This window comes from Colwellia sp. TT2012 (assembly GCF_001440345.1).
In the GTDB taxonomy this organism is placed as follows: Bacteria; Pseudomonadota; Gammaproteobacteria; order Enterobacterales; family Alteromonadaceae; genus Colwellia.
In genome coordinates, this window is the sequence record NZ_LJYX01000017.1 from 314,346 (window position 1) to 329,257 (window position 14,912).

The following is a 14,912-nucleotide window of genomic DNA, read 5'->3' on the forward strand; positions in this document are numbered from 1 at the left end:
GCTCAGCGATCATCGAATATCATGCTGCCTTAACTTCATCGCAATTTTATTGTGTGATACTTTTAAACGCTCTGCTAGTTTACGTGTCGTTGGAAATAAGGGGTATAAATGCCCGAGTAATTTAGCTTCAAAATCTGCTTGTGCACTTGACCAATCTTTAACATCTTCCATAGCTAGCTCACCGCCTTGTTCGCTATTACCTGCATGACTATGACCTGCATGTTTTTTGAGTACAGGTAACAATTCCTCAACACAAATATCACCACCATTACTTAAGGCTACCACGCTAAATAAAACATTTTGCAATTGCCTGATATTACCTGGCCAAGCAAAGCTCTGTAATAAGGCCAGTGCCGAAGCGGTAAGTTTAGGTTTAGCACGCTTGGTTTGTTGACTATGACTGACTTGTTTGGCGGCATTGTCAATAAATAAGTTGGCTAATAGGCTCATATCAGTAATACGCTCTCGCAGCGGGGGCAGTTCAATACTGAGTACATTTAACCGATAATAGAGATCTTCTCGAAAGGTTTTTTGACTAATTAACTTGGCTAAATTTTGGTGAGTAGCACTGATAATACGAATATTGGCAATCAGCTCCTTAGTACCGCCCACACGACGATAAGTCAGATCTTGTAAAAAACGTAATAGCTTAGCTTGTAAATAGGGTGACATTTCAGCAATTTCATCTAAAAATAAACAGCCGCCTTCCGCCAACTCAACTAAGCCTGGTTTACCGCCTTTTTGTGCGCCCGTAAAGGCACCACTTTCATAACCAAACAGTTCACTTTCTAATAAATGTTCAGGTAAGGCCGAACAATTAATCGCTAAAAAAGGCGCTTTAGCTCTTGAACTTGCCTGATGTAAAGCCCGAGCAATTAATTCCTTGCCTGTACCTGTTTCACCACTGATTAATACCGGTAAATCTAAAGCAGCAAAACGCTCTCCTTGGGCCTTAATTAAACGAATACTTTTTGATTGACCAATAATATTATCAAAACTATGCTCTTGATGGCTTTGCATGAAAGATATTTGTCGTCCTACGGTATTCATAGAGCGCAGCAGTAATACCGAGCCGTTGACTTCTTTGCCTTTATTAGCTGTCGAGTCAGTGGCGGAATTCGATAACACTGGGCTTATATCAAGAATGTAGGCTTTTCCTTGAATAGTAATGGCCTGGCTCGTTGCGGTATTCGTCAGCATGGCGCTACTAATTTGCTCTATATAGGTGTTAATAGGTTTGCCTAAGTAATCCGTAGCCATAAAATCATGCTTAACGCCCGTGGCTGGTGGCATAAGTTTATGGCTGGCCTTATTCATCGCTAAAATAAGCCCCTGACTATCAACATCAATGATAGGCTCTGGCATCTTGTCTAATAATGCTTGTAAGTGATTGGCTCGCTGCTCGCTAGGAAGCAAGTTAATTAACTCGACACTTATCACTCCCGCAACATGCGCTAAACAACGCTTAATTTGCGTCAAACTTAGTTCATCATATTCAAGATAAAGATAGGTAAAACAACTGGTGATTTCTACCGCTTTTAAATTCCAAGCTTGTTGGGCGAACACCGCTAATATTTCTTGTGAAATACCAATCCTGTCGCTTGATTCAATAACAATACGCATAAAAAACAGGTTAACAAATAGAATGTACTATAAATATGACACAGTAATAAAAATAGTACAAATCATAATTCCCTTATTAATAAAGGCCTGAAGCAATAATTTCCAAAAATTATCGTTAAAAATAAGTTTATTTGTAATGATAATATTACAAATAAAACCTATTTATCCTTGCACTGAATATATCTCATTGAAAAATAAGGACTTTATTTGTTGGCAGTATAGTTGCAAGGCTAATGGCAATAGTAAACGAGTATTAGGTGCCATTGAGCAAGACTAGGTTAGCGTTATAACGGTGAAACATTCACTCCGCTTACTTCGCAAACCTGTGTTTGCCCTGCTCACCTTGAAAGAGAATAAAACCAGACAAAAAAACAAAACAAAATAATAATAATTACACCTCATTTAGGAAGAGAAGCTATGACCAAGTTTAAGAGCAGCAATATAGAAACTAAAGCCATTCATGCGGGCAGAATAGATGATACACAATTTGGCTCACTTGCCACGCCGTTATATCAAACTTCAACCTTTATTTTTGATAATGCTAAGCAAGGTGGCGATCGATTTTCGGGTCAAAGCGAGGGTTATATTTACACCCGTTTAGGCAACCCTACCACCCGTCAATTAGAGCAACGTGTTGCTGCCATGGAATGCATGGAAGATGCTGCTGCAACCGCAACAGGTATGGCGGCAGTTTCTGCTGCCTTATTGACCAATTTGCAAGCTGGCGATCATATGATTTCATCGAAAGCGGTTTATGGTTGTTCTTTTGCCTTAATGAGTCATATGCTAAAAAAATTCAACATTGAAGTGACTTTTGTCGATATGACTGAGCCGGAAAATATCAAAGCGGCCATTAAAGAAAATACCAAGTTGATCTTTCTTGAAACGCCCATTAACCCCAACTTAGTTGTATTAGATTTAGAAAAAATCTGCGCCATTGCCAAAGAGTATAAATTATTGTCAATAGTAGATAACACCTTCCTTACCCCAGTATTACAGCAGCCAGCAAAATTTGGCGCCGATATTGTTGTCCATAGCGCCACTAAATACCTTAATGGTCATGGCGATGTTGTTGCGGGTATAGTCTGTGCTAGTTTTGAGATGATTAACGAAATCAAAATGACCACGTTGAAAGATATAGGCGCAACAATCAGTCCTCATGATGCTTGGTTGATCATCCGAGGTCTGAAAACATTACCTATTCGCATGGATAGACATTGCAGCAATGCTCAAACCGTCGCTGAGTTTTTAGAACAACACCCAATGGTGAAAGAAGTTTATTACCCAGGTCTTAAAAGCCACTCCGGGTACAAGTTCATTGGTAAACAAATGAAAGCCGCTGGTGGTGTCATTGCTTTTGAATTAAATACCGACCTAACCGGTGGCACAACCTTTATTGATGCCATGGAGCTTTTCTCCATTGCGGTGAGTTTAGGTGATGCAGAGTCATTGATCCAACACCCAGCGTCCATGACCCACTCACCTTACACACCAGAAGAGCGAGCAGAAGCTGGCATTAGCGATAGCTTGATCAGAATTTCAGTTGGCTTAGAACATGTCGACGATCTTATTGCCGATTTATCGCAAGCCTTAGCACAGGTGACTAAAGGTAAAGCCGATAATGTTACCCCTATCACTAAAACATCCAATGCTGCATAACTGGCATTCATGACATCTGTGCTTTAAGTACATGGATGTCATCAGTGATTAACCTAATTTCTGCTAATAAAAAACCTCAATAGGCGCTGAGCCTATTGAGGTTTTAATGAATACAAATAACATTTACTGCTCAAAAGAATGACTTATCTAATCAAGTGACTTACCGGTAAAACTACTTCTCCGCAAAAATCACCGCTAACTGTGGTAATAACTTATCTTTTAATGCCGTTAATTCTTCATCGGTATAAGGCGTTAATGCTTGTTGCCCCCAAATAGGTTTTGGCCATTGAGCATCGTCTTTAAAGCGCACCACATGATGGACATGCAGTTGCTCAACCACATTACCGAGCGCTGCCACATTCATTTTATCGCCGCTAAATACTTGCATAAGTAACTCACTGAGCAAACTCGACTCATTGAGTAATTGTTGCTGCTGTTGCCAATCTAGTTGATACACTTCACTGATATCAGCTACTTTTGGCACTAAAATAAACCAGGGGTAAGCACTATCATTACACAGTAGCAACTTAGACAAAGGAAAATCGGCCAACTCAATACCATCTTTTGCCAACTGTGGATGTAGGGTAAAAAGTATCTCTTCGCTCATATCAAAACCTTATGAATCAAAATATTATAAATAAAAATATTAACGTTTGTTTTTACCACCACGACCACAAGCCGTTTTTTTAGCTTCTATGTGTGCGTGACGCAATGCGTTTATCTTCTAATTGAGTGAACAATGAGAGCGGTATTCCCTGCAATCACTCTATCTAGATAGTGCAAACATTAACACTAAGTCATCATATAAAAATATTAACGTTTGTTTTTACGACCACGACCACGCGCCGTTTTTTTAGCTTCTCGCGCCGCAATGCGTTTCTCTTCTAATTCGGCAAAGTGCAGATTCTCTGCCACTACCATATCTGGTAACTCAAAAGAAATAGGCCCTAGGGTTTTATCACGAATTTCATTGATCAGAATGACCGACGCTTTATATAAATCCACCCGACCACCACTTTTAACACAACCGCGTATTCTGCCAATGGCTTCAATGAGGTCTTCTTCATGCTCAGGTAATTCGTCAAGCTTATAGCGATCCATTAGCCGTTGAGGATAATTCTTCAGTAAGTACTCTGCGGCAAAGTAGGCAATATCGTCATGTTCAAAGGCTGTATCTTTCACCGCACCCGATACCGCTAAACGATAGCCAGAGTTTTCATTGTAAATTTTAGGCCACAACATGCCAGGTGTATCGAAAAGGTATAAACCTTCTTCAAGACGAATACGCTGCTGGCCTTTAGTTACTGCGGGTTCATTACCCACTTTAGCTTTTGCTTTACCTACTAAGGTATTGAGTAATGTGGATTTACCAACATTGGGTATACCCATTATCATGGCGTTAATTTGTTTACCTTCTTGATCTTTATTCGGCACCATTTTTCGAATTAATTTGATCAGGTTTCTTGCTACACTCGGCTGTTCCGTGGTTAAAGCAATCGCTTTTACATTATGCTGAGATTCTAAATAATCTAACCAAATTTTGGTGATTGCCGGATCGGCTAAATCACTTTTATTAAGGATCTTTATCAGTGGTTTATCACCTCGGATCTCAGTGATCATAGGGTTTTCACTACTAAAGGGTAAACGCGCATCACACACTTCAATCACCACATCTATTTGCGGTAATATCTCTTTTATTTCTTTTTGTGCTTTATGCATGTGGCCTGGAAACCAGTTAATCGCCATGAAAATCCTAATTTAGCTAATAATAATGCGCTAATTTTAACAAGTTTTTAGCTTAGCTGGCTAGCGAAACTAATATTTATAAGTTAACTATTTACATAACGCTCTTTATATTGTCGGGCGCTGATGCCGCCTTTGCTACTTCTCTCTACTTTTTAGTAGCTAAGCATTGACATATTGTTGATAATGCTAATCATTAATTGTCTTTATCCTTTATAAAAATTAGCAAATAATCTATGAGTAAAAAATTCTACGTTATCTGGAAAGGTGCAAAAACCGGCATTTTCACTACTTGGCCTGAAGTACAGCAACATACTGCTGGTCGCTCAGATGCACAATATATGGGCTTTGAATCGAAAAGTGCCGCGGAGCAAGCATTTGCCGCAACTTATACCAAAGCGTTAATGCAGCGCTCCTTAAATAACAAGGGGACTGCCAGTACAGCACCTAACTCTAGCCGTAAAGCCAGTAGCAGCAAAGGTACTAGCACTAAAACGGCGACCATCAGCCCTAATGGTCCCAGCGATGTTGAAATTTATTGTGATGGTGCCTGCTCACCTAATCCAGGTAAATCAGGCACCGGCATTGCCGTTTATGAACAAGGTAAAGTAACCTCGTTATATTATGGCTTGTATGAAAAAAATGGCACCAATAATACTGCTGAATTAAACGGCTTACTTTCTTCCTTTCAATTAGCACAGCACTTTATTGATAAAGATAAAGAGCAAAGCATTTGTATCCTCTCTGATTCAAAGTATTCAATTGACTGTATCACTAAGTGGGCAAAAGGCTGGCAAGCAAAAGGCTGGACTCGCGGTAAAGGCGAAGAAGTCAAAAATTTAGCGCTGGTACAACAATGTTATGCGCTCTATAAAACCATGCACACTAAAATCACTATTCGCCATGTTAAAGCCCATGCCAATATAGAGGGTAATGAACTGGCCGATAGAATGGCGGTATTAGCAAGAAAACAACACCAAGAAACGATGATTCGTTATAGCGAAGCAATCGACATAAAAGCCCTGCTTGCCCTGCAATCTGGTTAGGCTGATTTACACTAAACTAATATCAACTTAAGCTGAACTCAAATTGAACGGACCTACATTAAACGGATAAGAACATGCCAACGAATATCCTTATCACTATCGCATTTTTGTTGTTAACGGCCTTGATACTTTCTCGAATATTTACCCTACCGAGAAACATCTGGTTGTTATTTGTCTCTCAACCCTTAGTGATGTCAGCGTCGTCTATTATCGTTTTTATTGGTGGTATTTTATCGAGTAAAATGGCCAGCGATCCTTCGCTGGCGACACTGCCATTAACCTTAATGATTCTCGGTGTTGCCGCAGGCTCTATTCCTGCGGCTATGTTAGCTAAAAATAAAGGTCGAAAGTTTGCCGTATATACCGGTTTAAGCTGCTCTTTAATGGCGGCAATTATTGCCATGTTTGCTGCGATAACCGCCCTGTTTGAGCTGTTTTGTTTTGCTAGCTTATTAATTGGCGTTGGTGGTGCCTTCACTCAACAGCTACGTTTTGCCGCGATTGAAAGTAGTTTACATGCTGACGATGTGCCTAAAATATTATCGATATTAATGCTCAGCGGCGTCTTCGCTGCCTTTTTAGGCCCTGAGGTGGCATTAGTTGGTAAAGATTTATTAAGCTCTCCATATGGTTATGCTGGCTCTTTTTTATTACTGGCCAGCCTTATCCTTTGCGCAATGCTGATGATGATAGGCTTCAAAAACCCGCCAGTGAATGAAGATGAAATAGTGGGTGATGCCAGGCCGTTAAAGGTAATCACCAAGCAACCCATTTTTTTAATTGCCATTTGTACCGCGACTATCGGCTTTGCCCTGATGAGTTATTTAATGACTGCCACACCTATAAGCATGCATCATATGCAAGAACACAGCTTACAAGAGACAAAATGGGTTATTCAAAGCCATATTGCCGCCATGTACCTACCGTCATTGTTTACCCCTTGGTTAATCAAACACCTGCAGTTAAAAGGCCTTATGTTTATCGGTATATTAATTTATGCCATAGTCGCCTTTATAGCATTGTCAGGCCAGGAGGTGATGCATTATTGGTGGGCACTAATTTTACTCGGCATTGGGTGGAATTTCTTATTTTTAACTGGTACCTCTTTATTGCCACAAAGTTATCACGCCAGCGAGCGTCATAAGGTACAAGCAACCAATGACTTTATTTTATTTGGCTTTCAAGCGGCGGCTTCGCTATTAGCGGGCTGGGTGTTATTTAATGCCGGCTGGCATTGGGTAGTGATAACTAGCATTCCTTTTATCCTGGTACTTTTTGCAGTACTAGCGTTTTATCATAAACATCAGCAAACGCTATCGGCGCAAGAGCAAGTAAAGCATTAACTTGCTAAGATGAAAAAGATAACGGCTGAGCAATACGTCAGCCATTAACAATAATAAATAAAGAAGGAAGTGATTATGAGTGGTACAACTATGGTGGTCGTTATTGTCTGTGTGGTCTTTGGTATTTTATATAAGATGTATAACAAACATCTTGAATTCAAAGCCAAAACCATTGCTCACAATGACAATACTGACGACAAGAATGATGAGTTAAAAAAAGAAATACAAGCGCTTAATGAACGAGTACAAATTCTTGAAAAAATAGTAACCGACGAAGGCTACCAGGTGCAAAAGGATATCAATAACCTTTAACGCTCTGCATCACTCTTTGTTTCTCTTGTTAAGGTGAATACTTACGATGAAACTTATTATGAAAACTGAGTTTGATAACCTTAGACTCAACAGTAAACATGATTATGAAACTAACAGCAATGGTGATAAACAAGTAGTAAAAATTTATTATGGTGACTTGTTGATTGCCAAAAAAATCAAACAGCATAAATCTATTCGTTATTTTGGCATTTCAGGCTATGAGCAGTACCTTAGCTAACAAGCTATGTTGAACTAGTGTGCTACTTCTTCAACAGAGACTTTAAATCGGCGAAGGGATTATAGGTGGCAGTATCTTGATTGGTATCGCCCGCTTTAACTTCCCTTTGATACCTAGCTTGATCAGTATATTTATCATGTTCGTTATCATGGCAATAGATGCATAATAATTCCCAGTTGCTACCGTCATTAGGATTGTTGCTATGATCGTGGTCGACATGATGTACGGTTAATTCTTTTAAGTTAGAGAATTCAAAAGCGCGCGCACAACGACCGCATACCCAAGGAAACAATTTTAATGCTCGGTCACGATAACCTTTTTCTTGTTGTTTGTAGTTGGCACTGGTGCCAAAACGATCTGAGGACATAGGATTTCAGGACATAATAAAGTAAACAATAAGGCTAGTGTATTGCTAAGCACCTTACTTAGCAAGACTGAGGGCTTAGCAATAGAGATGTATAAGCTAATGCTACATATTAAGGGTATTAATTTCTATTTTTGTTTGCTGCTCTAATAGTTCCAGCGTTTTACCGTGAGGAATAGGTAAACGTGTTTTCGGATCAACTTGTACAAAAACAATATCATCAGCCAAACAAATGGTTTTTTTAGTGGCTTTATTACGCACCAAACAAGTGACCGTAATAGAAGTACGACCGACCTTCTTAGTCTCTAAGCCAAACTCAACCACATCACCCTGCATAGCAGCAGACTCAAAACTAATTGCGCCAATATGCTTGGTCACTAAACAATTAGTTTCTAATTGACAGATAGCATAAATAGCGGCCTCTTCATCAATCCATTCAAGGGCTCGACCGCCAAATAAAGAGTTGGCGTAATTTAAATCATTGGGCATAACAAGACGACGGGAAAGGAAATGCATAATAAGCCTTAAGCTAATGTAGGTTCAACTGGTATGACCTATTATAGCACTTTTATTAGCACGTACTGAGTATTAACTCTAATAAAAGTGCTGTTAACTTTTCCTAGACTAGCTCTGGGCTATGTGTGGATCGTCACAAATAATGAGAAATGCGTCATGCGATGAGAAAATTTAACAATTAATTTACAATGATTTGTGACTGCGCATTATGTTTGAGTTTATCAATCCGCAAATGAAATTAACTTCTAATGATCACTTTTACCACCAAGTTGCCCTTAACAAAAGGGCTACTTCCTTTGAAATTTACTAATTTTTTAAAATTAGATGCTAAGGGCGGTAAGTACCACACAACGGACATTAGGTAGTTAGCGCCAAACAGTGTTTCGGATTATATTTTGTATCGATAACACCAAAATAACGGGCTAAGTAATACTTGCTAAAATGTGAAACGAAGTGGAACCGAGCAAGCGTTACGTGTCCCTGTTTATTTTCTTGTTAAGCGCTGATAGGTAAACCGCTAGACCATCCCTTTGCCATACCTATTACTGCACCTTGATAATTGGTGTTTTTACTCGCTAAGTTTCTGTGCTTACAAAACTCGACATCTTGATTGAAAATAGAGGATGCCAATTGACGTCCTCCCATGGTAATACCTGATGTTTTAGATTTTCTCAATTCAGTAAATTGTTCAAATGCCTTAGATATATTGTTGATATTTTCTTTTAAACATCTAGTAATGTGCCATGCATCTTCTAGTGCCTGACAAGCACCTTGGCCCGATGTTGGTAAAGGGGAATGTGCCGCATCACCTAATAATATGACATTATTCTTATGCCATTTATCGATTGGATCATGATCGTGTACATAAATTTTATTAATACTAGACTCGGGAGTTTCATTGATGATTCTAGTAATTATATCTGGCCAACTACTAAATAGTGAATTGAGTTCTGATTTATATTTACTTGGATTTACTTCAGACATCTTCTCTGAAACAACACCACCAGCCCAATAAGCTTTATTGTTTGATATTGGAACAATTCCGAAACGTTCTCCAGTCCCCCAATAATCAGAAACAGATAAATCCGAGAAATTAACAGATTTACTTTCAAAGACACCAACCCAATTAATGAAACCTTGGTAGATAGGTGTATTGCTACCATTGACGTATTTTCTAGAAAGAGATCTCATACGACCATCTGCGCCAATAATGATATCGGGTTTAATACTTTTACCATTACTAAATTTAACAGATGTACTTCCATGATTATCCGATAATCCGGTAACATCATGCTGGTAATGTACATTGATGTTTAATTCAATCGTCCGTCGAATCAGTATCCTCATCAAATCTTTTCGAATAATAGAATAACTAGGATATTTCATTAAACGATTAAGCTCATTTATATTTAATGAGCCTATAGATTCTCCTGTATTCGAAAATCGATTCATATAATTAAGCGAACCTGACACCTTGGCAACTTCACCCAAAATACCAAGTTGTTCAAGTACGAAAGAAGCATTAGGCCAACATACAATACCAGCTCCTATTTCAGTGGGTTTACTATGTCGTTCATAAACAGACACATCGAACCCTTCTTGTTTTAATGCAATAGCGGTACTTAATCCACCAATACCTCCACCAAGAATACCAATATTCAAAATGACTCCTTGTCCAGACTAAGCGCCTAACAGCCTATTATGGAATCGGCTCAATAATGACCGTCCCATAATTAAAATTTAATTTACATTAATATCCCACAAATTCAAAGCATTAGAAACAACTACAACTAATTATTTAATAAAAGATAGGATGTTACTGAGCCGATTAATTAACATGACATGAAATATTAATTAGAAAAAATATGGCAAAAGATCAAATGCTAACGTCTTCAACGCGCACCAAGAAGTCCTTAACAAAAGGGCTACTTCATTTGAAATTTACTAATTTTTTAATTTTTTAATTTTTTAATTTTTTAAAATGAGATGCTAAGGGCGGTAAGTACCACACAACGGACTATATCTATTAGCTGAAATCACTCAAAATTAGGTGCGCTATTGATACATAAGCGGCCATTAACATCAATAGCTTTTAGAGCTATTTCCCGTGTTCAGAGCCAGTAGATTTACCTTTGCCCTGACAGACAACTAAGCCACCAAAGCCGCCGTTCATCATATAATACAAAGTAAGTTTTTGCCTCGAATTTGGTGGCACAAATTCACTGTGCAACTACAGACAGCAATACCAAACAAAAAAATTCGATAAATAGGTTGTTGAACGGTTGCATGCTTATTCCTTTAGTTTTTTAAAGAAGTAAACTATAAGCAATGGCGTAGTTGAAAGACGTAACAAGTTCCATCATCTGTAACAAAGTGTTTAGAATAATAAAAGACCAATGAAGATAAAGGTGGCCTAATAGGGTTAATAGGTCATTTTTAGTAAAATTAAATGTAAAAAAGTCCCTTACGGCATAATACATAAGGGGATTTTGTAAAGTTTAGTTTTTTTACAGGATTTATTACAGATTTTTATCCATGGAAAGTCACACAGAATTCAGCACCGCCGAGCTCTACTGAGTCAGAAATGACCAGTTTGGCATCATGCAATTGAGCTATTCTTGAGACAATAGCCAAGCCCATACCGTAACCTGGTTTTTCGTGAGCCTGCTCACCGCGCATAAAGGGTTTCAATAACTCATCGCGTTTTTCTTTGGCAATGCCGGGACCATCATCACTAATAATAAACTGCAGTGCTGAAGCCGTGTTGGTAATTTTCAGGGTAATTTCATTACTTGCATATTGCTGGGCATTACCAAGCAAATTATTGATTAACATGCTCAGGTAATTAGCATCACCGTTAACCATGGCAATGCCTTGAGCATGCCAATTAATGACCTTATTGCTATCAGATACTGCAGCAACGCACTGGCTGATCAGGACATTAAGGTCAATACTCTGTGGCTCGATCGCCATCATCGCTTGCTCTATGCGCGCATAATTAAGTAATACACTGACTAATCGTTCCATTTCATCAATATCACGAGATAGATGGTTTTGGTACTTTTCCCTAGTCTCTGCTTTGTCAGTTTCCTGCAGCATCTCAATACCAAAGCGTAACCTGGCCAAAGGTGTGCGTAAATCATGGGCAACGGCATCACTGAGCAGCTTGTTATCACTTACCAGCGTTTCTATGCGCTGTGCCATGTGATTAAATTCATTTTCAATACTGGCGATATAAGACGTTGAATTAACATTAATTCGCTGTTGTAGATGGCCTTCGCCAAAAGCTTTAGTGGTTTGTCTCAATTTTCTCAATTGTTTAATCAAGGGATAGAGCCAAATAAGCACCACCAGTAAAATACCCAGATAAAATACAGCGGTTAACAGTAGCTGCAATGCGCTATTTTGACTTTCTTTTACAACAGGAGGAATATTAAAGATCAGTACCTTTTGCTGTGAAGGCACAATAAAGTGCATCGATATGTTGCTGTCAGTCTCAAATACCAGCGGTTTGCCACCGTAAAAGGATTGTTTTAATGAATCAGGTAAAAAGAAATCATCGAGTTGATCTAGCGTAACTGTAAGCTCATCTTGTTGTTGCCAATTAGCAATGAATTGCTCAGGCTCTTGTTGTTTGTCCAAGGTTAACGCCAAGGATTTTCCTAATTGGCGATAGGGTGATAATTCATCGAACTGATTGCTTGCTTGGCTCTGATATTGGCTAAATAAGTTATCTAATACTCCGCCCATGCCTATTACGGCCACTAATATCACCAATAATAGCGATAAGGTTAGTTTTGGCATGGTATATTCCTAGGCATAAGTTACTCCCAAGCACCTTTAACAAATAAATACCCTTTACCCCAGACGGTTTTTATTCGATACGGATTGCTAGCATCATCACCCAGTTTTTTTCGTATTCTTGAAATAAGAATATCAATTGAACGATCAAAACCATCGTAATCAATACCTCTGCGTTGAATCACTAGTTCTTTGCGACTAACAAGCTTATCTGCTGATTGAGCGAGTTGCCACAAGACATCAAATTCGTTCGAAGAAATTGCAACTTTCGCGCCTGCCAGAGTGGTTGTTCTAGAATTGGCATCGATGGTGAGCTTAGCAAAACTTAGTATATTTTCATCCGTCTCAGAGGTAACCGCTGGTGCGACTGTCGACACAGTTTCTTGCGAAGAAACACGACGTAACAGCGCTTTTATCCGCGATAGTAATACTCTTGGTTTGACTGGTTTTACCACATAGTCATCAGCACCTAACTCTAGTCCTAATACTTCGTCAGTTTCATGATCTCGTGCCGTCATCATTAAAATAGGCCCACGGTAAAAAGGCCGAATAGCTTGGCACACTTCAAAGCCATCTTTTACCGGTAACATGATGTCTAATATCACCAAGTCAGGCTGATCTGCTTCAATCAGTTCAATGGCAATATCACCTCGGGTAGCCAAAGTCACCAAGTAACCTTGTTCGCTAAGATAGTCGCTAAACCATTCTGCTAGCGACATATCGTCCTCTACTAACATAATATGTTTGCCGGTAATTGATGGCGACAAATTATTATCGTTAAAAATAGTTTCCGTCAAAGCTCTTTCCGTCAAAATAATCTCCAAGTAGATTTTGCCCGTTTAGATGACTTGTATACCCAGGCCACAGGTATTGTTGCTTGGGCTAAATCTACTGTTGAGTCATGCTTACGTAAAGAAAAGTCATTAGTTAAGGTCGATTGAAAATCAAAGTCAAACTCACCTGTTGCCTGTTGCTGCCAGCACTTAAGTATTTGATTGCGGGTGGTATTTACCAGACAATAATTGCTAATTTTTGGATGCTGCCAGCTAAAGGTCACTTCAAGGTAACATTTTTGCCCTTTATGCAGTGCAACACAAGGTTTAGGTGTTACTTTTAGCTGAGCTAATTGGCTGGAATTATTTGCTGAAGTATTAGCTTGGGTTGCTGCGGCATTAGCAGAGCCAGGGATAAACAAGCATGCAACGCACAGCAATAAAGCTAGTTGTATCCATGGTGTCAGCTTAGACATTTCAATTGTATTTACTGTCGTTTTTACGGTTATTTTAAAAAAAGGCATATTATTGTTCCTGCCTAAAATACAAAACTAAGACTGGTACGAAATGATGTCGCGACCGAATCTTTGTTGACATAATAAGGACTGTCGGTAATTTCATCTGATATAGTAACAACTCGGCCGGTTACTCTGAAGACCCAGTCTTCAGTAATAGGATAAGTTACTCCAAATTCAGTACTAAAACTAACACTGTCGCCTGCTTCATAGCTACTAGCCCCCTCATCAAAGAAATCGAAACGAGTCGATGCAGCTCTTGTCTCTGACACGCCAATATAAAAGTCATTCAGTTTAGCCGAGGCATATTCAACGCCAACAATACCGTGGAAATTCCAATTTCTAACTTGCCAATTTCGCCCAATTAACGCTGAAACCGTCGTGCCATTATGATCACCTGTTGCGTCTTGGTTGACAGAAAATTGCACAATATTATTGCCTAAATAGCCAGTTAGTCGACCACCAACAGTTAACGGGTCACTATAATCCTTGTTGTTAAGGTCAGGGTAGCGGCCGGTATTTTCATAGTTTGATTGGAACCAGTCAGTGGTCACCGTTAAATCGAGCGACCAATTATCATTATTAATTGCGTTATAACCAACGACCAGCCCGTTGCCACTTTCACTATAGGACTCAATGAAAAAATTGTTCCAAGTGTAACTGCCATTAATAATCAGACCGAGATTAGCCCAATTACTTTCCTCACCAAAAGATGGGCTACTGCCCACAACATACACTAGGCCTAGTTCGAAATAGTTTTCTGTAATACCTGTTTGCTCAGTATCACTTCTGATACTGTAGCTAATATCGTTGGCAAAACTGGCACTAGACAAACTAGCTCCAGCAATAATTATTGCTGCCAAAGGAAAATATGAGATAAGAGGTTTTTTTATTTTTAGATTATTCATTGGTTTTATCTGCGTTGTTGAAAGTCATTACATTATGTCGATGTGCAAGGGATATTGGCGTAACAAGATCC

General features: G+C 39.0%; 15 protein-coding genes. 5 read left to right on the plus strand and 10 right to left on the minus strand.

Annotation, left to right across the window (positions count from 1 at the left end):
• Positions 1 to 9 precede the first annotated feature (9 nt).
• On the minus strand, positions 10 to 1,623 hold the full coding sequence (locus ASU03_RS11085) for a sigma 54-interacting transcriptional regulator (protein ID WP_057831865.1): 1,614 nt from the start codon (positions 1,621 to 1,623) through the stop codon (positions 10 to 12).
• Positions 1,624 to 2,040: 417 nt separating this feature from the next.
• Between ASU03_RS11085 and megL the strand changes: the two genes are divergently transcribed.
• Positions 2,041 to 3,282, plus strand: coding sequence for a methionine gamma-lyase (megL, locus tag ASU03_RS11090; protein WP_057831866.1), 1,242 nt, complete (start codon positions 2,041 to 2,043; stop codon positions 3,280 to 3,282).
• 172 nt (positions 3,283 to 3,454) lie between these two features.
• Here megL and ASU03_RS11095 read toward each other — a convergent pair whose 3' ends face one another.
• Entirely contained in the window at positions 3,455 to 3,889 is a 435-nt protein-coding gene (locus tag ASU03_RS11095) for an HIT domain-containing protein (protein WP_057831867.1), read from the minus strand.
• A gap of 206 nt (positions 3,890 to 4,095) precedes the next feature.
• A complete protein-coding gene (gene ylqF / locus ASU03_RS11100; RefSeq protein ID WP_057831868.1) occupies positions 4,096 to 5,028 on the minus strand; it encodes a ribosome biogenesis GTPase YlqF in 933 nt (310 codons plus the stop codon).
• 233 nt (positions 5,029 to 5,261) lie between these two features.
• Here ylqF and ASU03_RS11105 point away from each other — a divergent pair, with 233 nt between their 5' ends.
• The 4 genes from ASU03_RS11105 to ASU03_RS11120 all read left to right on the plus strand — a co-directional run bounded on the left by ASU03_RS11105 (position 5,262) and on the right by ASU03_RS11120 (position 7,964).
• Positions 5,262 to 6,071: a ribonuclease H family protein gene (locus ASU03_RS11105; protein ID WP_057831869.1), complete on the plus strand. Its 810-nt coding sequence runs from the start codon at positions 5,262 to 5,264 to the stop codon at positions 6,069 to 6,071.
• Positions 6,072 to 6,145: 74 nt separating this feature from the next.
• A complete protein-coding gene (locus tag ASU03_RS11110) occupies positions 6,146 to 7,414 on the plus strand; it encodes an MFS transporter (RefSeq protein ID WP_057831870.1) in 1,269 nt (422 codons plus the stop codon).
• Between the two features lie 75 nt (positions 7,415 to 7,489).
• Positions 7,490 to 7,726, plus strand: coding sequence for a hypothetical protein (locus ASU03_RS11115; protein WP_057831871.1), 237 nt, complete (start codon positions 7,490 to 7,492; stop codon positions 7,724 to 7,726).
• 46 nt (positions 7,727 to 7,772) lie between these two features.
• Positions 7,773 to 7,964: a hypothetical protein gene (locus ASU03_RS11120; RefSeq protein WP_057831872.1), complete on the plus strand. Its 192-nt coding sequence runs from the start codon at positions 7,773 to 7,775 to the stop codon at positions 7,962 to 7,964.
• 22 nt (positions 7,965 to 7,986) lie between these two features.
• Here ASU03_RS11120 and ASU03_RS11125 read toward each other — a convergent pair whose 3' ends face one another.
• The 7 genes from ASU03_RS11125 to ASU03_RS11155 all read right to left on the minus strand — a co-directional run bounded on the left by ASU03_RS11125 (position 7,987) and on the right by ASU03_RS11155 (position 14,841).
• A complete protein-coding gene (locus tag ASU03_RS11125; protein ID WP_057831873.1) occupies positions 7,987 to 8,331 on the minus strand; it encodes a YajD family HNH nuclease in 345 nt (114 codons plus the stop codon).
• Between the two features lie 102 nt (positions 8,332 to 8,433).
• Entirely contained in the window at positions 8,434 to 8,844 is a 411-nt protein-coding gene (locus tag ASU03_RS11130) for an acyl-CoA thioesterase (protein ID WP_057181411.1), read from the minus strand.
• A 495-nt stretch (positions 8,845 to 9,339) separates the two neighbouring features.
• A complete protein-coding gene (locus tag ASU03_RS11135) occupies positions 9,340 to 10,506 on the minus strand; it encodes an FAD-dependent monooxygenase (protein WP_057831874.1) in 1,167 nt (388 codons plus the stop codon).
• Positions 10,507 to 11,373: 867 nt separating this feature from the next.
• Positions 11,374 to 12,648: an ATP-binding protein gene (locus ASU03_RS11140; protein WP_057831875.1), complete on the minus strand. Its 1,275-nt coding sequence runs from the start codon at positions 12,646 to 12,648 to the stop codon at positions 11,374 to 11,376.
• A 20-nt stretch (positions 12,649 to 12,668) separates the two neighbouring features.
• Entirely contained in the window at positions 12,669 to 13,382 is a 714-nt protein-coding gene (locus tag ASU03_RS11145; protein WP_057832250.1) for a response regulator, read from the minus strand.
• 71 nt (positions 13,383 to 13,453) lie between these two features.
• Complete coding sequence (locus tag ASU03_RS11150; RefSeq protein ID WP_231731559.1) at positions 13,454 to 13,942, minus strand: DUF3019 domain-containing protein; 489 nt, start codon at positions 13,940 to 13,942, stop codon at positions 13,454 to 13,456.
• Positions 13,943 to 13,956: 14 nt separating this feature from the next.
• Entirely contained in the window at positions 13,957 to 14,841 is an 885-nt protein-coding gene (locus tag ASU03_RS11155) for a MipA/OmpV family protein (protein ID WP_057831876.1), read from the minus strand.
• Positions 14,842 to 14,912 lie beyond the last annotated feature (71 nt).